The 25,639-nt window shown below is 62.3% G+C and carries 15 protein-coding genes; 11 read left to right on the forward strand and 4 right to left on the reverse strand.

All coding sequences use genetic code 11. The annotated features are described in order from the left end of the window. Positions 1-4 precede the first annotated feature (4 nt). Positions 5-847, forward strand: a complete 843-nt coding sequence (gene kdsA, locus ACF8EF_RS14525) for a 3-deoxy-8-phosphooctulonate synthase (RefSeq protein ID WP_070384202.1) — start codon at positions 5-7, stop codon at positions 845-847. 29 nt (positions 848-876) lie between these two features. Beyond that, the gene (gene kdsB / locus ACF8EF_RS14530) at positions 877-2,163 is read left to right on the forward strand and encodes a 3-deoxy-manno-octulosonate cytidylyltransferase (RefSeq protein ID WP_392460474.1); all 1,287 of its coding nucleotides are present in this window, start codon (positions 877-879) and stop codon (positions 2,161-2,163) included. A gap of 69 nt (positions 2,164-2,232) precedes the next feature. Here kdsB and ACF8EF_RS14535 read toward each other — a convergent pair whose 3' ends face one another. Next, entirely contained in the window at positions 2,233-2,979 is a 747-nt protein-coding gene (locus ACF8EF_RS14535; RefSeq protein ID WP_392460475.1) for a YqiA/YcfP family alpha/beta fold hydrolase, read from the reverse strand. 255 nt (positions 2,980-3,234) lie between these two features. Further along, entirely contained in the window at positions 3,235-4,167 is a 933-nt protein-coding gene (locus ACF8EF_RS14540) for an SIS domain-containing protein (RefSeq protein ID WP_098089219.1), read from the reverse strand. A 638-nt stretch (positions 4,168-4,805) separates the two neighbouring features. On the opposite strand from ACF8EF_RS14540, the gene ACF8EF_RS14545 reads away from it, so the two are divergent. The 9 genes from ACF8EF_RS14545 to ACF8EF_RS14585 all read left to right on the forward strand — a co-directional run bounded on the left by ACF8EF_RS14545 (position 4,806) and on the right by ACF8EF_RS14585 (position 16,471). Then, positions 4,806-5,858: a phosphotransferase gene (locus ACF8EF_RS14545; RefSeq protein ID WP_392460476.1), complete on the forward strand. Its 1,053-nt coding sequence runs from the start codon at positions 4,806-4,808 to the stop codon at positions 5,856-5,858. A gap of 307 nt (positions 5,859-6,165) precedes the next feature. Next, positions 6,166-8,187: a capsular polysaccharide biosynthesis protein gene (locus ACF8EF_RS14550; protein WP_392460477.1), complete on the forward strand. Its 2,022-nt coding sequence runs from the start codon at positions 6,166-6,168 to the stop codon at positions 8,185-8,187. Continuing rightward, positions 8,127-9,446 carry a capsule biosynthesis protein gene (locus ACF8EF_RS14555; protein ID WP_392460478.1) on the forward strand — a complete coding sequence of 440 codons (1,320 nt, stop codon included), beginning with the start codon at positions 8,127-8,129 and terminating at the stop codon, positions 9,444-9,446. The genes ACF8EF_RS14550 and ACF8EF_RS14555 overlap by 61 nt, the downstream gene beginning before the upstream one ends. Then, positions 9,443-10,219: an SDR family NAD(P)-dependent oxidoreductase gene (locus ACF8EF_RS14560; protein ID WP_392460479.1), complete on the forward strand. Its 777-nt coding sequence runs from the start codon at positions 9,443-9,445 to the stop codon at positions 10,217-10,219. The genes ACF8EF_RS14555 and ACF8EF_RS14560 overlap by 4 nt, the downstream gene beginning before the upstream one ends. Positions 10,220-10,226: 7 nt before the next feature. After that, complete coding sequence (locus ACF8EF_RS14565; RefSeq protein ID WP_392460480.1) at positions 10,227-11,762, forward strand: LTA synthase family protein; 1,536 nt, start codon at positions 10,227-10,229, stop codon at positions 11,760-11,762. 4 nt (positions 11,763-11,766) lie between these two features. After that, a complete protein-coding gene (locus ACF8EF_RS14570) occupies positions 11,767-12,333 on the forward strand; it encodes a GNAT family N-acetyltransferase (RefSeq protein WP_121162019.1) in 567 nt (188 codons plus the stop codon). After that, a complete protein-coding gene (locus ACF8EF_RS14575; RefSeq protein WP_392460481.1) occupies positions 12,333-14,477 on the forward strand; it encodes a capsular polysaccharide biosynthesis protein in 2,145 nt (714 codons plus the stop codon). Before ACF8EF_RS14570 ends, ACF8EF_RS14575 begins: the two co-directional genes overlap by 1 nt. Before the next feature lie 3 nt (positions 14,478-14,480). Beyond that, positions 14,481-15,524, forward strand: coding sequence for a phytanoyl-CoA dioxygenase family protein (locus tag ACF8EF_RS14580; RefSeq protein ID WP_121162023.1), 1,044 nt, complete (start codon positions 14,481-14,483; stop codon positions 15,522-15,524). 491 nt (positions 15,525-16,015) lie between these two features. Next, on the forward strand, positions 16,016-16,471 hold the full coding sequence (locus ACF8EF_RS14585; RefSeq protein WP_176685073.1) for a transposase: 456 nt from the start codon (positions 16,016-16,018) through the stop codon (positions 16,469-16,471). 9 nt (positions 16,472-16,480) lie between these two features. Here ACF8EF_RS14585 and ACF8EF_RS14590 read toward each other — a convergent pair whose 3' ends face one another. Continuing rightward, positions 16,481-17,833 carry an aminotransferase class I/II-fold pyridoxal phosphate-dependent enzyme gene (locus tag ACF8EF_RS14590; protein WP_176685072.1) on the reverse strand — a complete coding sequence of 451 codons (1,353 nt, stop codon included), beginning with the start codon at positions 17,831-17,833 and terminating at the stop codon, positions 16,481-16,483. 9 nt (positions 17,834-17,842) lie between these two features. After that, a complete protein-coding gene (locus tag ACF8EF_RS14595; RefSeq protein ID WP_392460483.1) occupies positions 17,843-25,342 on the reverse strand; it encodes an SDR family NAD(P)-dependent oxidoreductase in 7,500 nt (2,499 codons plus the stop codon). Positions 25,343-25,639 lie beyond the last annotated feature (297 nt).

The raw sequence follows: 25,639 nt of genomic DNA on the forward strand, positions 1-25,639 counted from the left end.
AAACATGATCCAGATTTCCCAACATATCAAATGCTCTAACGATAGCCCATTTGTCCTCTTCGGAGGCATCAATGTATTGGAGTCCGAAGACCTCGCCCTGACTGCTTGCGCTGAATATGTACGTGTCACAGAAAAGCTTGGCATTCCATATGTTTTCAAAGCCAGTTTTGACAAAGCCAACCGGTCCTCCATCCACTCCTATCGCGGACCAGGCATGGAAGAAGGCCTGCGAATTTTCGAGAAGGTAAAATCTGAGTTCGGCGTACCTATCATTACTGACGTTCACGAGATTTATCAAGCTGCCCCTGTTGCTGAAGTTGTAGATATCCTTCAGCTCCCAGCGTTCTTGGCTCGTCAGACCGACTTGGTCCTCGCTTTGGCCAAGACAGGGAAGCCGGTGAACATCAAGAAGCCTCAGTTCTTGAGCCCGTCACAGATGCAGAACATCGTGCATAAGTTCAAAGAAGCGGGCAACGATCAGTTAATTCTTTGCGATCGTGGCTCGTGCATGGGCTACGACAACTTGGTAGTCGACATGCTCGGGTTCGGTGTGATGAAGCGCACCTGTGACAATCTGCCAATCATTTTTGACGTCACCCATGCACTCCAGAACCGCGACCCGTCTGGTGCCGCATCGGGTGGTCGCCGCGACCAAGTAGTAGATCTTGCACGTGCGGGTATGGGCGTCGGTCTTGCGGGACTTTTCCTTGAGGCACATCCCAACCCAGACCAAGCCAAATGTGACGGACCAAGCGCCCTGCCGCTAGATAAGCTGGAACCATTCCTGATGCAAATTAAAGCACTTGATGATCTGGTTAAATCATTCCCACCGCTGCAAATCTCGTAAGCAGATCTTAGGTAGCAAGGATTGTGAACATGCCAAGCTCTGAACAACGGGTCGCGATCGTTATCCCAGCCCGATTCGGCTCAACACGCTTGCCAGGTAAACCGCTGGCCGACATTGCAGGAAAGCCAATGGTGCAGCACGTTTACGAGCGTGCTCTTCAGGTTTCTAACGCAAATGATGTAGTCATCGCCACCGACGATGAACGTGTTGCAGAAGCGGTACGCGCATTCGGCGGAAAATACGTTATGACTTCACCGAATCACCCTTCTGGCACTGATCGACTAGCAGAAGTTATGCGTGAGATTGATGCAGACATCTACATTAATCTCCAGGGGGATGAGCCGCTAGTACGTCCGACTGATATTGAGTCGCTAGCCGCAGGCATGCTTGCCGACGCTGGAGTGAGCGTTGGAACGCTTTGTCACCCGATCGACGAACAGGAAGCTAAAAACCCTAACACCGTGAAGGTTGTGCTTGCCACTAACGGTAACGCATTGTATTTCAGTCGCTCGCCAATCCCTTACCCTCGAGACAAAGAAGCGACTTCTTATTTGAAGCACGTTGGTGTCTATGCGTATAGGCGCGATGTAGTTGCGCAATATTCTACACTACCCCAACCAATGATGGAGCATGCTGAAAAGCTAGAGCAACTTCGTCTTATGGCTGCTGGATATTGCATTCGAGCCTATATAGTCGAGCCGACAGGACCTGGGGTAGATACGCCAGAGTGCTTAGAGCATGTCAGAGCTCTCATCACCGGTCAACAACCCACTATCAAGCCGACTCTCAAAGATATCCGCCTAGTCATCACGGACGTTGATGGTGTTCTAACTGATGGCGGCATCTACTATGATGCTACAGGAGAATGCATTAAACGCTTCCATGTGCGTGACGGACTGGGAATGCGCATGCTAGAAGAGAACGGTGTACGAGTTGCAGTGCTGTCGGGTCGTGACTCAGCGACCTTACGCAAACGCGTGTCTGACTTAGGTATCAGTCTGTGCCAATTTGGGGTTAAAGATAAGCACAGTGCCTGCGTGCAATTGATGGATGAAGCAGGTGCTACATCTGCGCAAACAGCATGCATTGGTGATGACAGTATTGACCTACCAGCCTTCTCAGCTTGCGGCATTTCTTTCGCTGTAGCGGACGCTCCTATTTACGTGAAAGCAGCAGCAACTCAAACGCTGCTAGCCAGCGGCGGAACAGGGGCGTTCCGTGAGGTTGCTGACGCTATTCTATGCGCCCAAGATAAAGAAAGTGTTCTCAGTACGGCACTAGGATATGCCAAGGTAATGAGCACGATGGCTCAGTAATAAGGCCGCATGAGGGAGAGTAATTTTACTTTCCCCATGCTCTCAAGGGAGGCCAATAGCAGAATTGGCCTAGCTTATAGAACGCCCTTTAGCCCAGAAATCAATAATATCGAATAGACGGTATTTATTAATAGTTGTCTCGCTATGCCCACCGCCGGTGAACTCTCGACTGTAGCAAATCTTCAAATCCGTAAGCGATCCAATGAGCTTGTTAACAGCCGCCACATCTGCAGGATAATCGCCATGCTCAATGTGTATCTTTGGCTTAACTTCAAAACGATAAACAAAGTCATTTAAATCAACCCAAGTATCTCCAATCGCCCGAATTTGCCTCTCCCAGTTTTGCAAGGAGTGACGACGGGTACTTGCATAATCGACTTGAGGATTTATGGAGACCACACCTGCAACACCAAGCGCAAACCCAAAATAAAGCGCAGCATACCCACCCATGGAAGAGCCAACCATATATGCATCAGACGCCTTAAGCCCGCGCGACTCTAGCTGCTCGTTAATAAACTTAATATGCCTAATATACATAGAGGACGTACTATCCCCCAGATAATAATGCTGCGAGTCGTCCTTGAAAATTATATATAGATCTTCGCACCCTTCCGCATGGCGCTCAAAAAACCATGACCAACGCTCATACTTACCGGGATTCATGCTCGAAAACGAAATGACTGCTCGCTTGGGATTAGCCCCAGACATCACCAAAGCTTCAACACCATTCCGCTGAATTTCATATTTCAAAATATCAGCTTTAGATTCCGCCTGCTTGATATTCGTGTTATTTGGTGACTCAACGGCGCTCATCATGTCTCATCTCTATACAGATCAACTTAAAACTGCATTATTGAAAGCGGATCTCAGCATCCTTAATGCACCCACCGCTTCACGCCAGTCGAATATAGATCATTATTCAAGGGTGGAAAAGCAGGGAGTGAGAAATGAGCGCGGAGGTAGGCCGAAAAAGCCAGCATTTCCGGGGGGGGGGGAGGAGAAATGCCAAAGCAGCGCACCGAAGCGTACGCTGCCAAGACACACAAAACCGCCTACGAGGTCTAGGAGCGATCAGTCAAAAATTTCAACAACCCCCACAACAGCACCTTCAGCGTCAGTCACAGCCAACGCCCGAATCTTGTTGTCCAGCATGTAGGCCTCAGCTTCAGAAAGCTGAGAATCCTCGCGAATAGTGTGTGGGCTGGCAGTCATGAACTGCTCAACCGAGGCTTGAATAACGCTCTCGTCTTCCAGCAGCGCCCGACGCAGGTCGCCGTCAGTAACGATACCGACCAGCTTGTCGTTATCCATCACCACCGTCATGCCCAAGCGGCTACGAGTCATGACCAGCAAGCAATCATGGAAGCTGGTAGATGGAGAAACAACAGGCGCAGGCGAGTGCATGACGTCACAAACACGGGTCAGCAGCTTGCGACCCAGGCTGCCACCGGGGTGGTAGCGAGCGAAGTCCATTGGTTTGAACTGGATAGCCTCAATCAGCGCCACTGCCAGTGCATCACCCATGGCCATAGTCGCCAGCGTCGAAGTGGTGGGGGCCAGATTGTTCGGGCAAACTTCACGCTCGACCGAAATGTCGAGCCAGATGTCTGCATGCTTGGCTAGCGTAGATTTGCCGTTGCCAGTCATGGCGATGATCTTGTTACCGAAAGACTTCAGGCTGGGAATCAGCTTGATCAGCTCTTCGGTTTCGCCGCTGTAGCTGATCAGGATCAGCACATCGATTGGCTTGAGCATGCCCAGGTCGCCATGGAAGGCTTCGGCCGGGTGCAGGAAAAAGCTGGGGGTGCCAGTGGATGCGAAGGTGGCGACCATCTTCTGGCCGATCAGGCCAGACTTACCCATGCCGCACACCACGGTACGCCCCTGGCAACCAAGGATCAGTTCAACGGCGCTCTGGAACTCGCCATCCAGGCGGTCGGCCAACTGAGTAACGGCTTGAGCTTGAGCGATAAGGGCTTCTTTGGCGATGCTGAGGTGATTCATTTTCGTCCCTGACGACAGCGAATGTATACGAAGGCGCGAATGTTAAGGTTTTTACCGCTGGAAGCATAGTGCGGAAGCACCAGTCTCAGAGCAATCTGACTGGCGGCGACGCTAGCAGAACAGAGAACTAAGCGCCGAATTTCAGCCCATGATGTCATTGAGGCATCAAATTTAATCCATCTCTTCACATCTCAGCCTCTGCAGACTTTTACACCCGGCAACCAGTTAACTAACTTCGTAGGTGTGCCTTTACAAGGTGCCAACTCGGACTGATTGCGCGGGAACGCCATAGCCATTGGATTCGTTTGACGCAAGTCATTAAGTGATTAGACGCGGAAACCGCAACTCTCGGACCATCAGTGAAGGCTTGTTGTCTATGCAGTCGCTGGACCAGTTCGGCGCGCTACCCGATAAATACTGGTGGAGCGATTCCCGCGCAACGACACCAAAAAAGCGGGAAGCATCGCTTGGCCTAGCACAAACCCCGACGCCAGCGGCAACCCTTGAACCACAAGGCGTTCAGCCCTCACCCACCTTCCAAATCAATATCTTGTTGTAACTTTTCGTTGTACACAGGCCGCTCATACAGCAGCATACCCCCTTTCTCAGCTTCAAATTGGACGTATGGCAGTGGCAACATGGATGTTATGAATCCTCCTACACGCCGGCATGTAGCCAGCAAAACACACTACCGCTGGCAAAGCGCCTCTCTCGAAAGCCATCTTCACGCTCTAGCCCCCCAATGGGAAGGAAAGACGCTGGAGATTACGACCGAGGTGCTGGGCGGTAATGCTTCGTTCGTGAACTACGTACGCCACCATCGGCTACAGGACCCTTGTACCGGTCAACCGGTAGAGGTCGTGGAAAAATCGATTCGCAAAATAGCGTTCATCGGCAGCCAGGAAGCGCGCTTTCACCGCGCAGATGGCATGCTGACCGGCAGCATACATTTTCACTACCCCGCCTGCCTGGGGGTTATTGAAACACCATGGGAAAGCTTGATCTTCACCGAGTTCGTACGCGGCAAGCCCCCACGAATGCACAAGATCGGCAAACCGCTGGCGCTAGGCATTGCAGAACTGGAGACGTTAAGCCATGACTATCTGCAAGCGCAGCCACTTGTAAAGGCACCTCTGCTTTGGAGCATGGATTTCTTCAGACCTTGGTTTCAACTTCGCCCACGCTTCAATTTCTCCCGGTGTTTGCCTGGATTGGTGAAGCTTGGGCTCGAAGACGAAAGGTTTGCTGGCCTTGCCGAGCGCTTCAAGGCATTTGTGCCGTTGACCCGAAAAATGGCAGCCAAAGCACGGCGCAGCAAGCGCTGCATCAGCCACATGGATTACCTGCAAAAAAATCTCTTCGTCGACAAAAGCCAGTTGCACCTGATCGACTGGAGCGAGGTAAAGGTTGGGCGCGTAGGCTTTGACGGCGGCGCCTACCTGGGCAGCCTGTTCCGGCGCAAGGACATGAAAGTATTCCTGGCAGCGCAGGCCGAGTTCATCGAGACGTACCGAGCAGCCCTGCCGGAGCGCTTCGATGTGGAACAGGCGCTAGGGAACTTGCGCTACGTGTTTCTCCTCACAGCGCTGTTCCATTGCTTGCGCCCAGAAACGGTCGCTGAGTACAAGGAGCGCGACCGGATGGGGTTGCTGCTGGAAAAATACATCTATTTGCTGGAGATGCTGGAGTAGGAGTAGATGAGCTTTTGTACCTATGGGAAAAAGCTTCGCGGGTAAACCCGCTCCTACAGGCGTGCGTACGTTCCCCAGCGGTGTGTGGTACGCCGCGTTTTCGGGGGAGTTTTTCGGGATCAGATATCATTTTGATACCATAGGACATCATCTGCACATATCGTCTAATTTCTTTTCGCGTTTTTTGCTCAGCGGCACGCCTACAAATGTGAATTTGTATTAAGATTCGCCCTCTTTCGTTTCCACCGGACCCGCAGGGCTACAGGCCCATGCCGCCCCTTTGCTGAATGGATGCCGCTCCACGTATATGGACGACGCTTCGCCCCGCCCTCGCCTGCTGATCCTGTCAAAAGGAGCCCAGCGCATCAGTACGTTGCCTGCCTTGCTGCCCGAATTCGCGCTGCAAAGCGGTGCCGTGCGCGATGTCGAGCTCGCTGATTGGGTAATGGCCTGGGGCCGCAAGCCAAGCGCCATCAAGGCGATGGCCGAGGCGCACAAGGCTGGCAAGCCCGTTCTCACGCTGGAAGACGGCTTCATCCGTTCCGTGGGCCTGGGCGCCGACGAACCGCCCCTGTCGCTGATCGTCGATGACGTGGGCGTGTACTACGACGCCTCCCAGCCGTCCCGCCTCGAACAGTTGATCGCCACACCGCTAGACGCCGAGCAAACCCAACGTGCCCTGGCGCTACGTGACCTGTGGCAGCAGCAACGGGTGTCGAAGTACAACGACGCACGCATCGAGTTGCCAGCGTTACCGGCCGACTGCGTGCTGGTGGCCGACCAGACCTGTGGCGATGCCTCGTTGCAAGGTGCAGGGGCCGGCGACTTCCGGGCCATGCTGGAGGCGGCATTGGCCCGCTACCCGCATAGCACCATCGTGCTCAAGGTGCACCCCGACGTGGTGGCCGGGCGCAAGGCCGGGCACTTCGACCTGGCAGCGCTGGCCGGCAACCCGCGGGTGCAGGTACTGGCCCACAATGTTCACCCGGCCGATTTGCTGCCACGCATGCGTGCAGTGTTCGTGATGACGTCGCAACTGGGCTTCGATGCCCTGCTTTGGAACGTCCCGGTGCACACCTGGGGCATGCCGTTCTATGCCGGCTGGGGGCTGACCGACGATCGCTTGCCGGCACCTTCGCGGCGCAAGCCTGTGCCGTTGGCGCAACTGATTCATGCCAGCCTGGTGGCCTACCCGCGCTATGTCTGCCCTGAACGGGGTCAGCCGTGCACGCCAGAGGTGCTGATCAACTGGCTGGGGCTGCAACGGCGGCACCGCAGCGTGTTGCCAAGCGCCGTACAGATGCTGGGTTTCAGCCGCTGGAAAGAACCGCTGGCAAACCTGTTTTTCAATGGCGCAGCCATTCGCTTCGTCAAGCCCGAGCAACCGCTGGCGCAAGACTTGCCCGTGGTGTCCTGGGGCTGCAAGCACGACACCCACCTTTGCGCCCACCCACTGCCCGTCAACCGGGTGGAAGACGGCTTTCTGCGCTCGGTCGGCCTGGGCGCCGGCAAGGCGCGACCGTTGTCGTGGGTGGTCGATGACCTGGGTATTTACTACGACGCCACCCGGCCTTCGCGCCTGGAGCGCATCCTGGCTGAAGAGCCATTCGACCCGCAGTTGTTAGCCCGCGCGCATGCTTTGCGCCTGGCCATCTGCGCGGCGGGGCTGACCAAGTACAACTTGCCCGGCGCCAGCTGGCAGCGCCCTTCGCATGCGCAACGGGTGATCCTGGTGCCTGGCCAGGTAGAGGGCGATGCGTCCATCCGCTTTGGCGGCAACCGTATCCGCAGCAACCTGCAACTGCTGCGCGCCGTGCGTGAGCAAAACCCTGATGCGTGGGTGTTGTACAAACCCCACCCAGAGGTACTGGCCGGCACGCGCGCCCGCGGTGACGACGAAGCGCAAACCGTGCACTGGTGCGATGAAGTGATCGGCGATACGCCACTGCAGCAATTGCTGGAAGTGGTCGACGAATTGCATGTGCTGACCTCGCAGTCGGGCTTCGAGGCCCTGCTGCGCGGTGTGCCGGTGACGACCTATGGCCAGCCGTTCTACGCCGGCTGGGGGCTGACCCGCGACCTGGACCTTCAAGCACCGGTGCAGGCACGGCGCAACCGACAACTGACGCTGGACCAGTTGGTAGCGGGCACGCTGCTGCTCTACCCCACTTACGTAAGCCTGGTGACCAACCGCTTCACCACCGCCGAACGAACCTTATACGAACTACAAAATTGGCACGCCTTACCGCAGCCTGGAGCTCCCTCCCGATGGCAGGACTTGAAACGACGCTTGAGCAGTTTGTTGGGCATGAAGCGCCCGACCAACTGAATGCAAGGGCGACGCGTGGTCCGCTGCTGCGTATCCCGTCACACAATTTTCTGCTGCTTCAGGGTGTCAGTTCGCCCTTCTTCAGTCGCCTTGCCAAGGGGCTGCGGGATATCGGCCAGCGGGTGCACAGTGTGCGCTTCAATGTCGGTGACGCCCTGTATGGCCCCAGCGGCGCGCAGCTGACCTGCCCGCACGCCCCGGAAGACATGCAGGCCTGGTATTCACAGGTGTTCCATCAACTGGGTATTACCGACCTGGTGCTATTCGGCGACTGTCGCCCGGTACACCGCCCGGCCGTGACCCTGGCGCGCTTGTCGGGTATCCGCGTGCACGTGTTCGAGGAAGGCTACTTTCGGCCGTATTGGGTGACGCTGGAACGCGACGGGGTCAACAACAACTCGCGTTTGCCACGTGACCCACAGTGGTACCGCGATGTGGGCAAGTACATTCCGCGCTACCAGAATGGCAACCCGTTCAAGCTGTCGTTCGCCGCACGTGCCACGCACGATGTGCTGTACCACGCCGGCGGCGCGCTGAACCGGCTGTGCTTCCCACGCTACCGCACCCATGCCCCGTTCAACGCAGCCGTGGAGTACGCCGGTTTCATTCGCCAGGGCATGCGCCTGCTGCGTGCCCGTGTGCATGACGACGCGCTGGTGGCCGAAGTGGCCCGCGAACGGCACCCCACGTTTTTGCTGCCCTTGCAGCTGGACAGCGATGCGCAAATCCGCGACCACTCGCCGTTCCAGAACATGACCCAGGTGATCGAGCATGTGATCGACTCGTTCTCGCTCAACGCGCCCTTCGATGCGCGCCTGCTGGTGAAAAACCACCCGTTGACACCTGGGCTGGTCAACTACCGCAAGGTGACCGAGCAATTGGCGCGTAAGTACGACGTGGCCGAGCGTGTCGACTTCATGGAAAGCGGGCACATGCCTACGCTGCTCTCGCACATCACCGGCATGATCACCGTCAACAGTACCGCGGGAGCTTCTGCATTGCTGCACCACCGCCCTACCTACACGCTGGCCGAGCCGATCTACGCGATGCCGGGGCTAACCCACCAGGGCGGGCTGGATGATTTCTGGCAGCAGCCCGAAGCGCCCGACAACACGCTGTTTCAACGCTTCCGCAACACCGTCATCCACACCACCCAGGTCAACGGCGGCTTCTACACCGCCTGCGGCATGGACATGGCCGTGGCCAACTGCCTGGAAGTGCTGATGGCGAAAACCTCAAGAATCGAAAAATACCTATGAGTTCGCATGCCTCACCCCGCTGCATCCTCATCACCGGCGCCACAGGCGGTATCGGTGGCGCGCTGGCGCCTGCCTACGCCGCCCCGGGGGTGACGCTGATCCTGCAAGGCCGGCGCCAGGACCGCCTGGCCGAAATAGCCGAACAATGCCGCGCCCTGGGTGCCCAGGTGCTGCTGGAAGCCCTCGACGTGCGCGACCTTGACGCCCTGCGGGCCATGGTGCGCCGGGTAAGCGAGCAGCATCAGCCCGACCTGGTGCTGGTGGGCGCTGGGCTTAACACCGCCGTGGGCGCCAATGGCGAAGCGGAAGACTGGGACGACAGCCGCGCCCTGATGGAAGTGAACGTGATGGCCGCCCTGGCCACTGTCGAGGCCGCCCTGCCCGCCATGCGCAGCCGTGGCGACGGGCAGATCGCCCTGTTCAGTTCGTTGGCGGGCTGGCGTGGTTTGCCGGTCACACCGACCTACAGCGCCAGCAAGGCCGCCATCCGCGTATACGGCGAGGCCATCCGCGACTGGCTGGCGCCGGAAGGGGTGAAAGTGAATGTGATTGTGCCGGGGTATGTGGAGTCGAAGATGTGCTTCGAAATGCCCGGGCCTAAACCTTTTCTGTGGACCGCCGACAAAGCGGCCAGGCGTATCAAGCGCGGGCTGGCAGCGAACCAGGCGCGTATCAGCTTTCCGTTCCCGCTCAACCTGGGCACCTGGCTGCTGGGGCTTATCCCGCAGTGGCTTTCTTCGATGATCCTGCGTGGGTTGAAGTACAGTGATTGATGTTTCCATGTTGCCGGTCGCCTTGATCGGCCTGGGCTTGACCGTCGCGGTCGAGCGCCTGCTGGTTCCCCGCCCTGCCCTGCGTCGCCCGGCCGATTGCTGGCTGCTGCACGCGGGGCTGTGGTGTGTGGCCTTCGGGCTGTTGTATGCACTGACGGCGCGGCCGTTGTTCAGTGGCGTGAATGTGTTGCTGCTGTGGCTGCTGATCGTACTGGTAAGCAACGCCAAGTATCACTCGCTGCGCGAGCCGTTTGTGTGTGCAGATTTCGAGTATTTCAGCGATGCAGTGAAGTTTCCGCGGTTGTACTTGCCGTTCTTTGGCTTTGGCAAGGCCGCGCTGCTGGCAGTGGGCTTTCTGGTTTACCTGTGGGCGGGGTTGAGCTTCGAGGTGCCGGGCGCGCGGCTTGAGGCGTTGCTGCCGCTGGCGCTGGGCCTGGGCTTGCTGCGCCTGGGGCATCGGCCTGTGCGGCCGAGCTTTGATGCCGAGCGGGATGTGCGCGGCTGGGGCCTGGCGGCCAGTTTGTGGCGGTACTTCTGGGCGGCGCGGGCGCCGGTGGACCGGGACGGGCTGGGCTCGCCGTTTGCGGGTGGGGCTGTGCCGGCCTCTTCGCAGCCGCCAGCGGCCCAGGCCGAGGCGCTGCCGGACTTGGTCTCGGTGCAGAGCGAGTCGTTCTTCGATGTGCGTGGGCTGTGGCCTGGCGTGCGCCCGCAAGTGCTCGACCAGTACGACCTGTTGGCCAGCCAGGCGCTGGCCCGGGGCAAGCTGCAGGTGGCGGCCTGGGGCGCCAATACGGTGCGTACCGAGTTCGCCTACCTTACCGGCATCCCTGCCGACCGGCTGGGCGTGCACCGCTTCAATCCGTACCGGGTGCTGGCCCGCCAAGGCCTGCCCAGTATCGCCTCCAGGCTCAAGGCGCAGGGGTACCGGACCATTTGCATCCACCCGTACGATGGTGGTTTCTATGGCCGCAACAAGGTGCTGCCGGCCTTGGGCTTTGATGAATTCATCGATGTGAAGGCGTTCAACGCTTCGCAAAAGGCCGGGCCGTTCATTGGTGATTGCGCCGTGGCAGACAAAATCCGCGCGCTGCTGCAGGCGCCAGGCCGCACCCAGCCGCTGTTCATCCATGCGGTCACCATGGAAAACCATGGCCCGTTGCACCTGGAAAGCGTAGCCGCGCACGAGCTGCCCGCCTGGTTCGACCGCCCGCTGCAACCGGGCATGAAAGACCTGGCGCCCTACCTGCGGCACATCGGCAATGCCGACCGCATGCTGGGCATGCTGCGCGAAACCTTGCTGGCCCAGCCGAACGAGGCGCTGCTGTGCTTCTTTGGCGACCATGTGCCGATTTTGCCCGAGGTGTACCAGGCTGTCGGTGCGCCCGCGGGGGATACCGACTACCTGGTGTGGTCCAACCGCCGCCAGCCTGGCTGCGGGGCCAGGCCAATGCCGGTGCAGCAGCTTTCCAGCACATTGCTGGCCCATGCCTTGGCGCCGGCAACCCGCCAGGACACGCCTATGGCCAGTGCCGGGGTAGCCTGACAACGTGGTGCGTATCGTTTTGGGATCGGACCTGTCGCCGGAGCGTGCCGCAGACCCTGCCTTGGCCCGCTTGCTGACCGAGGGGCGGGGGTCGCTGGCGTTTCTGATTGGCAATACGGCCTGCCGCTATCGCCTGCTGGGGGCGGCTATCCACTGGGACCGTGTGCTGCTGGCCTTCGACGGCGAGCAGGCACTGGGCTTTGCCGCGCTCAAGCATGGCCGGCGCGGGCCGTTTGCCTTGCACTGGCGGCCGTTCGTGCGTGAGTTCGGCGTGTTGAGTGGCTGGGTGCGGTTTATCGGGTTCTGCCTGAGCGAGCTGCGCGAATGGCGCTACCCGTTCTTGCTGTACGGGCTGCGGGTCAGCAAGGCCGCACGCCAGCAGGGCGTGGGCTCGGCGCTGGTGCAGGCGTGCTGCGCGCACGCCGCCGGCCAAGGCTTTACCCAGGTCGAGCTGGAGGTGCCGCTGAGCAATCATCGGGCGCAGCACCTGTACCTGCATAATGGCTTTGCCCTGCGCCGCAAGCGCTGGGTGCCGTTCCCGCCGGTGCGTAACATGTGGCGGGCCGTGTAATGCACAACACACCGCCCTTTGTACCCCACCCGCCCGAAGGTTACGTGCCACCCGATGCCCTGGTAGACGGCAGCGGCTGGGTCGGCATCATGTCGCAATGGGTGGCCTGGAAGGTGCTGCACCTGCCGCAGTTCCTCGGCCCGGAAGGCCCGCCCTTCTGGCTGTGGCGCCGTGGCCGCAAGGCGCCCAAAGGGCTCAAGGCCATTGCCGGTATCGGCTACAAGCAGTCGTCGGCCCATGCCCGGGTGCTGTGCCAGCGCTGGGGGCTGCCCTACATTGCGCTGGAAGACGGTTTTTTGCGTTCATCTTCGTTGGGCATCGAGGGCGATACGCCGATGTCCATGGTGGTCGACCCGGTGGGCATCCACTACCTGGCAGACCGCCCGTCGCTGCTGGAAAACATCCTGCAGCAGCCCGAGGCGCTCAGCGCATACGAACTCGATTGCGCCCGCGAACTGATTGCCTTGATGCGCAGCAGCGGCATCGGCAAGTACAACAACGCCCAGGACCTGCCTGAGGAGGACCCGTTGGGCCGCACGCGGCCGCTGGTGCTGGTGGTGGACCAGACTGCCGGGGATTATTCGATCCCGGGCGGCGGGCTCTGCGAAGCCGACTACGTGCGAATGCTGGATGAGGCCCTGGCAGAAAACCCGGATGCCGACGTGCGCGTGCGCATTCACCCGGACTGCCTGGGCGGGCAAAAGCCCAGTTGCCTGCTGGATGCCGCGCGGGCCCGTGGGGTCACGCTGGAGGCGCGGCCGGTAGCCTGGGCGTCACTGGCCCGGCGTGCCCGGCGCGTGTACGTGGGCACCAGCCAGGCCGGGCTGGAGGCGTTGATCCAGGGCGTGCCGGTGACCTGTTTCGGGCTGCCGTTCTATGCAGGCTGGGGGCTGACCGATGACCGCATGGCCATTGCTCGCCGGCAGGCCCGGCCAGACCTTGTGCAACTGGTGGCGGCGGCCTATGTGCGCTACTGCCGTTATGTCGACCCATTGAGCGGCCAACTGACCGATGCCTTGACCGTTGCCCGCCAGCTGGCCAACAAGAAAGCCCGCGATGCTGCGTTTGCCGGCCCCACCACGGTACTGGGCGTGAAGCGGCACAAGCAGCACAACATCCGGCGGTTTTTCGCAAGCCGTTGGGGGCAGTTGCGTTTCAGCGTGGACAGCCCGCAACTGATAAGCCAGGTAGCGGCCGAACAGGGCCGGCTGCTGGTGTGGGCTGCGCGCGAGCCGGCCGGCCTGGCCGAACGTGCGCGCCAGGCGGGGGTGCCACTGTGGCGGGTCGAGGATGGTTTCTTGCGCTCCACGGGGTTGGGGGCAACCAACAGCCCGGCGCTGTCACTGGTGCTGGACCGGGGTGGCATTCATTACGATGCGCAGTCTGCCAGCGACCTGGAGCAGCTCTTGCAGCAGGGCGAATTTGACGCCCCATGCCTGGCCGAAGCGGCGCGCTTGCGGGCGCAGATCGTTGCCAGCGGCACCAGCAAGTTCAACCTGCGCAGCAAGGTGCGCCCGGCCCTGCTGGGGCAGCCGGGGCAACTGCGGGTACTGGTGGTGGGCCAGGTCGAGGATGACGCCTCGGCGCTGTGCAGCGGTGGCGGTGCCGGGTGCAACCTGCGGCTGCTGCAACAGGTGCGCGCGCGGTTGCCGGATGCCTGGATTCTGTACAAGCCGCACCCCGACGTGGAAGCCGGCAAGCGCCGCGGGCACATTGCCCCGGCACAGCTGATGGGGCTGGCCGATCAGGTCCTGGCGGGTGTGGACATCGCCAGCCTGTATGGCCAGGTCGATGCACTGCATACGCTCAGTTCCACCGCCGGTTTCGAAGCCTTGCTGCGCGGGCTGCCGGTGGTCACCTATGGCACGCCGTTCTATGCCGGCTGGGGCCTGACCGAGGACCATCAGCCCTTGCCGCGCCGCACCCGGCGTTTAACCCTGGACCAGTTGGTAGCCGGCGCCTTGTTGCGCTATGCGCGCTATGCCGACGTCCAGCAAGACCTGCCCTGCGATGCCTGGCACGCCCTCGCCTGCCTCAACGCGCCACACCCGGCGCGGGTGGCCTATCGGCGAGTGGCGCCGTTGCTCAACTATACCCGGACCATGCTCGGCTGTGGCCGGCCATTGGCCCCATCAAAGGACTAGATCATGCCTGTTTCGATCAAGGACATCGGCCGTTACGCGGCACTCCCCTGGCATTGCCTGCAGTTGGCTACCCATGCCAAGTCGTTCGAGAACAACCCGGTGCTGGGCAGCGCCCGGCTCAATGCCCTGGGCCTGCATGTGCAGCGTCGTCAGTTGGCGATGGCCATGGCAGGTTACCGTCGCAATGCGCTGGCCTCGCGGCTGGATGCCGGTGAGCGCGCGCATTTTGAGCAGAACGGTTTTTTCATCCGTGAAAACGCCCTGCCTGCCGAGCAGTTTGCAGCCTTGCGCGCCGAGCTGGGTGCATTGCGCAGCACCGGCTGGGAAATGCGCCAGGGCCGTGCGGTTACCCGCCGGGTCAGCCTTGACCAGGACGTGCTGGCGCAAAACCCGGCCAGTGCGGCGTTTGTGGCGGACCGTGGGGTGCGCGACCTGATTGCCTATGCGTCGTCCAATACCGGTGGCATTACCTACCAGTTGCAGTCGATCGTGATCGACGCCGCCAATGCCGACCAGGACCCGCAGACCCGCCTGCATGCCGACACCTTCCACCCCACGGCGAAAGCGTGGTTGTTCCTGGACGATGTGGCGGATGACCAAGGGCCGTTCAGTTATGTGCCGGGTTCGCACCGCCTGACGCCGGAGCGTTTGGCCTGGGAGTATCGTCAAAGCCTGGGGGCGGCGCGCTCCAGCGAGCAGATGCACCGTGAGGGTTCGTTCCGTATCGACGAGCCCGAGCTGGCGGCCCTTGGTTTGCCGCCGCCCCGTCGCTTTGCGGTGCCAGCCAACACCCTGGTGGTGGCGGATACCTCTGGTTTCCATGCCCGTTGTGCGAGCCACCAGGCCAGCCACCGCGTCGAAATTTATGCCAGCCTGCGGCGTAACCCGTTCATCCCCTGGCGCGGGGCGCATCTGTTTGCATTGCCATGGATTGCCAACCACCACATGCGTTGGGATATCCGGTTGAAGCGGTTGATGGGGTTTGGCAAGAAGAGCCATTGGCGGTTTGTGGAGCAGTTGAATGCGTATGAGGCACCGCATATCTGACCCACGCCCGGCCCGGACCGGCCCGGTGGTTGAGCGCAAACCGTCGTAGGAGCGGGTTTACCCGCGAAAGGGCCGGGCCTGCGGGCCAATATCCCTGGCCGTTCACCGTTGCCGCCGCCACCGTATTCGCGGGTGAACCCGCTCCTACACGGAGGGTGGAACGCGTCGGTGGTTGGGCGCCGACCGTCGTAGGAGCGGGTTTACCCGCGAATTGGCCGGGCCTGCGGGCCAGTATCCCTGGCCGTTCACCGTTGCTGCCGCCACCGTATTCGCGGGTAAACCCGCTCCTACACGGAAACGCATCCGTGGTTGGGCGCACGCCGTCGTAGGAGCGGGTTCACCCGCGAAAGGGCCGGGCCTGCTGGCCAATATCCCTGGCCAATCACCGCCCCCCCCTGGTCAGTGGGCACATTCTGCAATGGTTGAATCGCTGCTGGCGTCATGTGGGCGTCTACGCTGGCTCGAACGATCGAAGCCTCAAGGATGACCACATGCACTACGCCCACGCCCACCATCTACGCCGCCACCGGGTTTCACACCCCGGCAGGCTGTACATGCTGACAACCGTCACCCACCAGCGTCGCCCCCTGTTTCACAACTTCAACCTGGCCAGGCTGGTGGTCAATCACTTGCGCCAGGCAGACCGGGAAAACAGCTGCGCCACGCTGGCCTGGGTGGTCATGCCCGACCATGTGCATTGGCTGATAGAACTGAAACAGGTGACGCTGGCCACGTTGATGCGCCGCTTCAAATCAAGGTCCAGCCATGCCTTGCACAAGGCCGGCGTAACAACCAACCCCATCTGGCAGGCGGGCTACTGCGATCGCGCCATGCGCAAGGATGATGACCTGCTCAACGCCGCTCGCTACATCATTGCCAACCCGGTCAGGGCCGGCCTGGCACCCAATGTCGGCGAATACCCACACTGGGATGCCATCTGGCTGTAGGCGTGGCCATCACCCCAGCCGCGCCATCTCCTCCGCCACCACCGCAACGGTATGCCTGATCTGCTCTTCGGTATGCTCGCAAGACACAAAAAACCGCACCCGCGCCGAATGCTCTGGCACCGCCGGGTACAAAATCGGCTGGGCATTGATGCCACGCTCGAACAGGGCGCTGGACAAGCGACCGGCCTTGAATGAACTGCCGGTAATCACCGGGATCACCGCCAACCCGGTACTGGTCGCCGTGTCCAGCCCAGCTTCACGCGCCAGGCGCAGGAACAGCTCCCCTCGCGCCTGCACTTGCGCTACCCGCTCGCTGTCTGCAGCCAGCAACTTCAACGCTGCCAACGCAGAGGCCGTGACCGCCGGCGGCATGCCAACACTGTACAAGAAGCCCGGCGCCAGAAACTTCAGGTGCTCGATCAGCGCCGTGCGGCCCGCGATGTACCCGCCGCAACTGGCCAGGGTCTTGCTCAAGGTCCCCATCCAGATGTCGACGTCATCGCCAGCCAACCCAAAATGCTCACGAATACCTTTGCCCGTCGCACCCATCACCCCCAGCGAATGAGCTTCATCCACCATCAGGAAAACCTTGTGCTTATGCTTGAGCTCGACGAACCGGGGTAGCTCGGGGTAGTCGCCGTCCATGCTGTAGATGCCTTCCACCACCACCAGCACCCGCTCGAAGTGCTGGCGCTGCTCGCCCAGCAGGCGGTCCAGCGCCTGCCAGTCGTTGTGGGCAAAACTCAGACGGCGGGCACCCGACAGCTGGATCCCCTGCAACACGCTGTTGTGAATCAGCTCGTCATGCACCACCAGGTCGCGTGGCCCGAACAGGTAGCCGATGGTGGTGACGTTGGTGGCATGGCCGCTGACCATCACCACCGCATCGTCCACTTCGTACAGGCGCGCCAGCTCGCGCTCGAGCTCGCGGTGCAGCGGGCGGTCGCCAGAAACCGGGCGGCTGGCCGACACCGAGGTGCCGTAGCGGTCGATCGCCGCCTTGGCCGCTTCGGCCACGGTCGGGTGGCCGGAGTAGCCCAGGTAGTTGTAACTGGCAAAGTTGAGAAACTCGCGCTCACCAATCTGCGTCTGAGCACCGGCGGTGCCCTGGTGCATACGGAAGAACGGGTTGCTCACGCCCAGTTGCATGGCGCTCTGCTGGATAACCCGCAGTTGCTGGTACCCCGGGTGCAGGTCAAAGCGATAGTGCGCCTCGGGCACCTTCAGGGCAGCCTGCTGCACCTGCTCCAGGGTGGCGCCCTGCTCGCCCTCGGCAGCCACATGGCGGCGTCGGGCGAGGGCTTGCTGGATCAGGCGTTGCTTGGCATCGCCACCAAGGCCGGTCGGGGTTCTGGCTGTCATCTGGCACTCTTAATCAATCAATCGGTTGGGTGCCGCGTTGCTGTCGGCCAAGGCTGCGTTCAACTGCGCCAACTCTTCGGCACTGTGCTCGCTGCCATGACGGGCAAGCACATTCTGCGCCAGTTGCTCTTCGCTGCTGCCCGCTTCACCGCGCAGCAGCTCCAGCAAACGTGCGGCAAGCTTGTCGATGCTGGAGCTGTCACTCAGCTCCATCACCGGCAGGCGAATACCGAAACGCTCTTCCAGCGCCACTACCAACTCGACGCTCATCAACGAGTCGAGCCCCATTTCCTGCAGCGGGCGCTGGGCATCCAGGCGCGCCGGCGGCAGGCGCAAAATCTCGCACACCTCGTGCTTGAGCATGTCGACGAAGCGTTCGAGCAGTTCGCCATCGTCAAGCTCCTCCAGCATGCGCTGGATGTCTTCACCGCCACCTTCATCCTCATGGTCGCCGCCATAGGCACGGGCCAGTTCGCTGAAGCGTGGTGTAGTGGCGCTCGGCAGGAAGCGCGCCAGCGCCTTGAAGTCCAGCTCCAGCACGCCATGGCCGTTGTCACCCTGCAACAGCATGGCCTCGAGCTGTGCCAAGGCGGCCTCGGCCCGCAGCGCCGAGCCCCCCATGCGGCTCTGCAGGGCGTCCTTGATCTGGCTGTTGCGCGCCAGGAAGCCGACATCGTCGATGGCGCCCCACAGCACGGCGGTGGCTGCCTGCCCTTGAGCACGACGGTGCCGCGCAAGGGCTTCGAGCCAGTGGTTGGCCGCCACGTAGTTGGCCTGGCCGGGGTTGCCGAACAAGGTGGTGGCCGAGGAGAACATCACGAAGAAGTCCAGCGCCAGGCCCTGGGTCAGCTCGTGCAGGTACTGCGCGCCCTTGGCCTTGGGCTCCAGCACGCGACGCAACTGGTCGCCGTCAAGGTTGCGGATCAGGCTGTCGTCAATCACCGTCGCGGCATGCACCAGGCCACGCAGTGGCCACGGGCTGGCGGCGATGCGATCGAACACCCCGCGCAGTTGCTCACGGTCGGTGATGTCGCACGCCACGGCCTGCACATCGATACCTTGAGCGTGCCACAACGCCAGTTGCGGTTGGGCCTCTTCACTGGCCGGGCCACGACGGCCCAGCAACACCAGGTGACGGGCACCTTTGTCGATCAGCCACTGCGCAGTACGCAAGCCAAAGCCACCCAGGCCGCCGGTGACCAGGTAGCTGGCATCGGCAGCAAGCTGCAGTGCCCGCACCGGCTGCACGCGGGTGTCGACGGTTTGCTGGATGGGGTTGGCGTACGTCACCACGACCTTGCCAATCTGCCGCGCCTGCTGCATGTAACGGTAGGCCTCGACCACCTGGTTGGCGTCGAACTCGCGGAACGGCAACGGATGCAGGATGCCCTGCTCGAACAGCTCCATCATTTCGGCGAACAGGCGGCGGGTGAGCGCAGGGCGCTCGCTCATCAATTGGTCAGCGTCGATACCGAAATAGCTGATGTTGTTGCGGAACGGGCGCAAGCCGATACGGGTGTTCTGGTAGAAGTCGCGCTTGCCCAGCTCAAGGAAGCGACCAAACGGCTTCAGCACCTGCAGGTTGCGGTTGATGGCCTCACCGGCCAGCGAATTGAGCACCACGTCCACGCCACGCCCACCGGTGGCCGCCAGCACCTGGTCGGCATAAGCCAACGAACGGGAGTCGTAGATGTGGCTGACGCCTAGCAGGCGCAGGAAGTCGCGCTTCTCGTCGCTGCCTGCGGTGGCGTGAATTTCTGCGCCCAGCCATTTGGCGATCTGGATGGCAGCGATGCCCACGCCACCGGCAGCACCGTGGATCAGCACCTTCTCACCCGGTTCCAGGCGCGCCAGGTGATGCAGCGCGTAGTACACGGTGAAGAAGGTACTCGGAATGGTCGCCGCCGCTTCGAACGACATCCCTTCAGGGATGCGTGCAACGGCGTTGGCGTTGGTGACCAGGCGGTTGGCGAAGCTGCAGGGGCCAAAGCCCACCACACGGTCACCCGGGGCGAAGTCGCCCACTGCCTCGGCGCCTTTGCCCTGCACCACACCGGCAAATTCGAAGCCCAGGGTAGGGCCGGAGAAGCCGTTTTCGATGGCTTCGTCCGACAGCAGGCCGAGGGCGAACATCACGTCACGGAAGTTAAGGCCCGTCGCGCGCACCTGAATGTCCAGCTCATCCGCCGCCGGTTGACGCGGCTCACGCACTTCCCAGCGCAGGTTGCGCAGCTGGCCCGGCAGGTCGAAGCCCAGGCACACCCACTGCGCATCGCCCACTGCGCGGCGCGGCTGGTCGGCCAGCACGCGCAGGCGCGGCACGTAGCGACGGCCTTCGGCATCCAGGGCCAGCTCGGTTTCGCTGTCGGCGTGCAGCAACGCGGGTACCGCCAGCTCGACCGCTGCCGCGTGGGCCAGATCGAGCAGGCGAATACGACAGTGCGGAGATTCGTTGGCCAGGGTACGGCCAAAGCCCCACAACGCAGCGTCGCCGATGGCCGCAACCTCAGCGGCGGTGTCGACGCTGTACAGGTGCTCGGCAGCGCCACGGCTGAACAGCCAGCAATGCGGGGCGATCGTCAGCGACTCACAGGCCTGCACCAGCGCGGCCGCTTGCATGCAGCGCTCGGCCTGGCCATCGAGGCCTGTACCGCTGTCGAAACCGGCCAGGTGCAGCACATGCTCAGGGGGCTGGGCAAAGGCGCCAAGCTGGGCGGCCAGTGCCTGGGCGTCACCCGGCTGCAACAGGTCAACCTGCTGGCCTTGGGCGCGCAGTTGCTCTGCCAGGCGCAGGGCGGCGCCCTGCCCTGCTTCGGCGAGTACGGCCCAGCGCTGCACGGCCACAGGTGCAGCAGTGTCTGCACCGGCGGGCTTGTCCGCCAGCAACAGGTAGCTACCACAGGCGTTACCCGGCAACGCCTCCAGCGTGCGCAATGCGGTCAGGCCATGCCGCTGCAGCTCATGGCTCCAGAACGCCGGGCCTTGCTGGCGCGACAACGCCTGCTGCGGGCCGGCCAGCCACCAGTCTGGCTGGGCACCGAAGACGAAATCGGCCCAGCGCGCCGGGTACTGCCCAAGCAGCGCCAACTGGCCGTGCGGGTTGAGCCGGCCACTGGCCAGGCGCAGGGCGTCACCCAGCGTATCAAGGGGGCCAAAATCGGTCGGCACCAGCACCCAGTCGAACGTACCGGCGTCGGCCAGTTGCTCCAGGCCAAATACCTCCAGCGCCGGGCAGTCGTCACGCAGGCGCTGCTCAAGCTCGGGCTCGGCGACACAATAGGCATAATCGAGGCGATCGAAATCCAGACCGGCGTACAACAGCTCGGCAAACGAAGCGCCACCAAAGCCGAATTCCAGCACGCGCAGGCGCTGGCCCGGCGGCAGTTGCGCCAGGCGTGCGGCCAAGGTCTGGCCAATGCCGCTGAGCAGGTGCTGCTGCCCTGCCGCACCCAGCACCAGACGCGCCAGGCTAGCACCGCTGGTTTCGCGCGGTTGCAGGGTGTCGAAGGCCTGGCTGCCATCCAGCAACGCCGACAGATGTCGGCCGATGCGGCCAACGGAATGGATAATCTGGAAGTACTCGGGGTAGCTCTTGAACAGCTCTTGCCAGATAGCCTGCGAGGTCGGGCGCTCGCCCTGGTCGACCAGTTGCCAGCCGCCGTCAGCGCTGCGCTGCAGGCTGCCGTCGTGCTCGGCATGGCGCAACAGCATCGCCAGGAAGTCGCCCTGGCCCTGCGACCACTGCGCGACCTGCTCGGCACTGATGCAGCCGCCGGCCTGTTCCACCGCATCGAGGACAAAGCTGCTGCACAGCACATCCAGCAGTGGCTCCACTTCATTCAGGTAACGCACCTGCGCCGGCTCGTCCGCCAGGCACTGCAAGGCCTCGACCAGCGGCGAGCAGGCCACGGCGTTACGCTGCACAGGCACAACCGCGCCTGGCGCGGCCTGCCCAACATGGCCCATACGCTTGATATCGCCACTGCGGTCGTACTGCAGGCGTACGGCACGCATGCGCGCATCCTTGATCGCCAGCACAGCAGCGCCGCTGGCATCGAACAGGGTGAAGTCGACCAACAGCGAATGCGCGGTGCGCTTGCGCTGGCGAACCTCGGCCAGCACCGGCACACCGCCGGCATTGGTAAAGGCAATGCGCCCAAGCTTGACGGGGATGAACGCCAGGCCATCGTCATGCCCCTGGCGGCTGGCCAGCAGCTCGGTAATCAGCTGGAAGGCACCGTCCAGCAACGCCGGGTGCAGGTGCAGGCTTGCCAGTTCGTGTTCGATGGCAGCAGGCACGGTCAACTGCGCCAACACGCGCTCCCCCTCCAGCCAGGCTGCGGCCACGGTCTGGTAAGCGGGGCCGTAGTTCAGGCCAACCGCGCAGGTCATTGCCAGGTGCTGCTCGCCGGTGAAGTCTGCCGGGCGGGCTGGCAACGCCGGTGCCCGGGTGTCCAGCAGCACACCGCGCGCTTCGCCCGGCAAGCGTGCGACCACGTGCTGCACCCAGTCTTCGTGCTGCATCAACGTGCGCGAGCTGATGCGCAGCGTGCCGTCGGCCTCTTCCACCTGCACGCGCACTTTCTTGATGGCCTCGCTGCTCAGCAGCAGAGGGTTGTGGATTTCCAGCTCTTCAATATCGACGAACTCGCCCGGCTGGTGCAGTTGCGCAACGGCCAGGGCCAGCTCGGTAAAGCCTGCCCCCGGGAACAGTACCGACTCACCCACCTTGTGGTCGGCCAGTGTCGGGTACTGCTGGGTATCCAGGCGGTTTTCCCAGGTCAGCGCCTGGTCTGTTACCGGGTAACCCAGCAACGGGTGCACGCGCTCGTGGCTCAGCGGGCCATAGGCCTCGGCAGTGACCGGCAAGCTGAAATGGTCGCGCTGCCAGGCATAGTTAGGCAGGCGCAGCGGGCGCCCGGCCACCGGGAAGCGCGCCTGCCACTGTGGCTCGACGGCAGCAATCTGCAGGCGGGCTACGGTACGTTCCAGCAGCAGCGGGCTGTGGTCGCTGCGCTTGAGGGTGGCAATCACCTGCCCCGGTTGTTCGCACTCGGCCAGCACATCGTTGACGTAGCTGCGCAGGATCGCATGCGGGCCCACTTCGACGAACAGGTTAAGGCCATTGCGCACCAAGGCAGCCAGCGCGCCCTGGAACAGCACCGGGAAGCGGATGTTCTGCCACCAGTACTGGCTGTCCAGGCGTTCGCCGTTCAACTGGCCACCGACGACAGTGGAGTAGAACGGAATTTTCGTAGCCTGCGGGCGGATATGCGCGAGGTCGTCGATAACCGCTTGCTTGATCGGGTCCATGGCCGGCGAGTGGAAGGCGTAGTCCAGGTCCAGGCGACGGGCGAATACCTGGCGCTCTTCCAGGGCCGCTTCCAGCAGTGCCAGGGCGTCGACCTCACCGGCCACAGTGGCGCCGCGGGCGCTGTTCTCGCCAGCCACCACCAGGCGGCCGTCCAGTTTCAGTTCGGCAATCAGTTGCGCCGTGGCCTCACCCGAGAGGCCGACCGCCGTCATCTTCCCGGTACCACGGGTCAGGCCCTGCAGGCGGCTGCGGTGGAAGATGACCTGGGTGGCGTCCTCCAGGCTCAACGCGCCGCTGGCCCAGGCCGCCGCCACTTCACCCACACTGTGGCCGATCACCGCCACCGGCTGAATGCCTTCGGCAGCCAGCACTTTGGTAACCGCCACTTGCAGGGCAAACAGCGCCGGCTGGGCGATTTCGGTACGTGCATAACGGCCTTCGCCGTTGTCCCCCAGCAGCTCGGCGCGCAGCGAGTAGCCCGCCAAGGGCTGGAACAACGCGTCCACTTCATCCACGGCGGCGGCGAACAGCGGCTGGTCGAGCATCGCCCGGCCCATGCCCTGCCATTGCGAGCCGTTGCCGGAATAGACAAATACCGGTGCCGAGGCGCCGTCCAGGGCCTGGCCGGCCTCCAGCACTGCGCTCAGTTCGCTGAGGGTCGGGTCCTGGGCATAGTCGTCCAGCGCCTGGGCGGCTTCGGCTGCGTTGTCGCAGACCAGCAGCAGGCGGTGGCTGTGTGCATCGCGGCGATACATCGCCTGGTAGGCCACATCGTAATAGTCGGCCTGGGGCTGCTCGGCCAGGTAGGCGGCAAAGCGTTCAGCGGTTGCGCGCAGGCCTTCTTCGCTCTTGGCACTGAGCAGCAACGGCACCCGCGGGGCGCTGGCCGCATGCGCTGCCGGCGCCTGTGGCTCGGGGCTTTGCAGGATGACGTGGGCGTTGGCGCCGCCAAAGCCGAACGAGTTCACCCCCACGGTCAACTGGCCATCGGCCTTCAGCGGCAGGGGCTCGGTGACCACTTGCAGGTTGAGGTCGGCGAACGCGATGTTCGGGTTCAGCGCCTGCACGCCAATGGTAGCGGGCACGGTGCGCTCGGCCAGGCAGTTCAGTGCCTTCATCAGGCCGGCCACGCCAGAGGCGGCTTCAAGGTGCCCGAGGTTGCTTTTCACCGAGCCGATTGGCAGCGGGTTGCCGGCGCCGCGCGCCTGGCCCAGCGCCTCGCCGATGGCGCGGGTTTCGATCGGGTCCCCCACGGCGGTACCGGTGCCGTGGGCTTCCAGGTAGTCCAACTGCTCGGGGGCGATGCCGGCCTGGGTGTAGGCGCGCTTGAGCAACGCAGCCTGGGCCTCGGCATTGGGCAGGGTCAGGCTGGACTTGCGCCCGTCGGTGTTCACCGCACTGGCCGCCACCACCGCCAAAATGGTATTTCCATCGGCCACTGCCTGGTCGTAGTCCTTGAGCAGGAACAACCCGCCGCCTTCGGAGCGGGCATAACCGTCGCCGTTTTCGTCGAACGACTGGCAGCGCCCGGTGCGCGACAGCATGGTCGCCTTGGCGAAGATCATGAAGCCGAACGGGTGCATGTGCAGGCTGATACCGCCCGTTACGGCTTGGTCGACATCACCGCTGAGGATGGCCTGGCACGCCTGGTGGAAGGCCACCAGCGACGACGAGCAGGCGGTGTCGATGGCCATGCTCGGGCCACGCAGGTCGTAGAAGAACGACAGGCGGTTGGCCGCGATGCTCATGGTGTTGCCGGTCGCCGTGGCGCCATCGATGGCCGACAGGTCCTCGAGCAGGCGGTAGGACTGCTCGACACCGGCGATGCCCAGGTACACGCCGCAGTTGCTGCCACGCAGGCTGGACGGCTTGACCCCGGCGTTTTCGAAGGTTTCCCAGCACATTTCCAGCAGCATGCGCTGCTGCGGGTCCATCATCGCGGCTTCACGCGGCGAGATGCTGAAGAAGCCAGCGTCGAAAGCGCTGATATCCCCCAGGGTGCCTGAGGCGAAGGTATAGCTGGTTGCAGGGCTGGCCTTGTCCGGGTGCAGGAACTCGCGTTTGTTCCAACGCGACGGGTCAACCTGGGTCACCAGGTCGCGCCCCTCCATCAGGTTTTGCCAGAAGCCTGCATTGGAAGAGCCAGGAAAACGGTACGCACAACCAACGATTGCAACCTTTCTACGCTTGATCAAAACCTATTCCTTCAAATCTCATCGGGCACCGTCCCATCCGTCGGACAGCCGGCATGCCTGGCCCGGCCACGAAACTGGCCAGTCGTTATATGTCACTGATGATTGTCTGGGTACCTGAAACTGCCATGCCCACAGGGGGCGCAAGACTCATGGTCTGGAACTGGCGTGGGAATGTTCAGATTTGTGTATGCGGATGATACGCGGGTTGCCGGGGTGGGAAAACCCTGGGGTGAGGGATGGTTCACGGATCGGCGTAGGAGCGGGTTTACCCGCGAATACGGTGGCGGCTGCGACGGT

This window comes from Pseudomonas sp. zjy_15, assembly GCF_043101865.1.
Classification (GTDB): domain Bacteria; phylum Pseudomonadota; class Gammaproteobacteria; order Pseudomonadales; family Pseudomonadaceae; genus Aquipseudomonas; species Aquipseudomonas putida_Y.

Coding starts and splice junctions, on each gene's coding strand:
- ACF8EF_RS14560 (WP_392460479.1), top strand. CDS start 9,443: ATGAGTTCGCATGCCTCACCCCGCTGCATCCTCATCACCGGCGCCACA.
- kdsB (WP_392460474.1), top strand. CDS start 877: ATGCCAAGCTCTGAACAACGGGTCGCGATCGTTATCCCAGCCCGATTC.
- kdsA (WP_070384202.1), top strand. CDS start 5: ATGATCCAGATTTCCCAACATATCAAATGCTCTAACGATAGCCCATTT.
- ACF8EF_RS14565 (WP_392460480.1), top strand. CDS start 10,227: ATGTTGCCGGTCGCCTTGATCGGCCTGGGCTTGACCGTCGCGGTCGAG.
- ACF8EF_RS14590 (WP_176685072.1), bottom strand. CDS start 17,833: ATGACAGCCAGAACCCCGACCGGCCTTGGTGGCGATGCCAAGCAACGC.
- ACF8EF_RS14550 (WP_392460477.1), top strand. CDS start 6,166: ATGGACGACGCTTCGCCCCGCCCTCGCCTGCTGATCCTGTCAAAAGGA.
- ACF8EF_RS14545 (WP_392460476.1), top strand. CDS start 4,806: ATGGATGTTATGAATCCTCCTACACGCCGGCATGTAGCCAGCAAAACA.
- ACF8EF_RS14540 (WP_098089219.1), bottom strand. CDS start 4,167: ATGAATCACCTCAGCATCGCCAAAGAAGCCCTTATCGCTCAAGCTCAA.
- ACF8EF_RS14535 (WP_392460475.1), bottom strand. CDS start 2,979: ATGATGAGCGCCGTTGAGTCACCAAATAACACGAATATCAAGCAGGCG.
- ACF8EF_RS14585 (WP_176685073.1), top strand. CDS start 16,016: ATGCACTACGCCCACGCCCACCATCTACGCCGCCACCGGGTTTCACAC.
- ACF8EF_RS14555 (WP_392460478.1), top strand. CDS start 8,127: ATGGCAGGACTTGAAACGACGCTTGAGCAGTTTGTTGGGCATGAAGCG.
- ACF8EF_RS14580 (WP_121162023.1), top strand. CDS start 14,481: ATGCCTGTTTCGATCAAGGACATCGGCCGTTACGCGGCACTCCCCTGG.
- ACF8EF_RS14575 (WP_392460481.1), top strand. CDS start 12,333: ATGCACAACACACCGCCCTTTGTACCCCACCCGCCCGAAGGTTACGTG.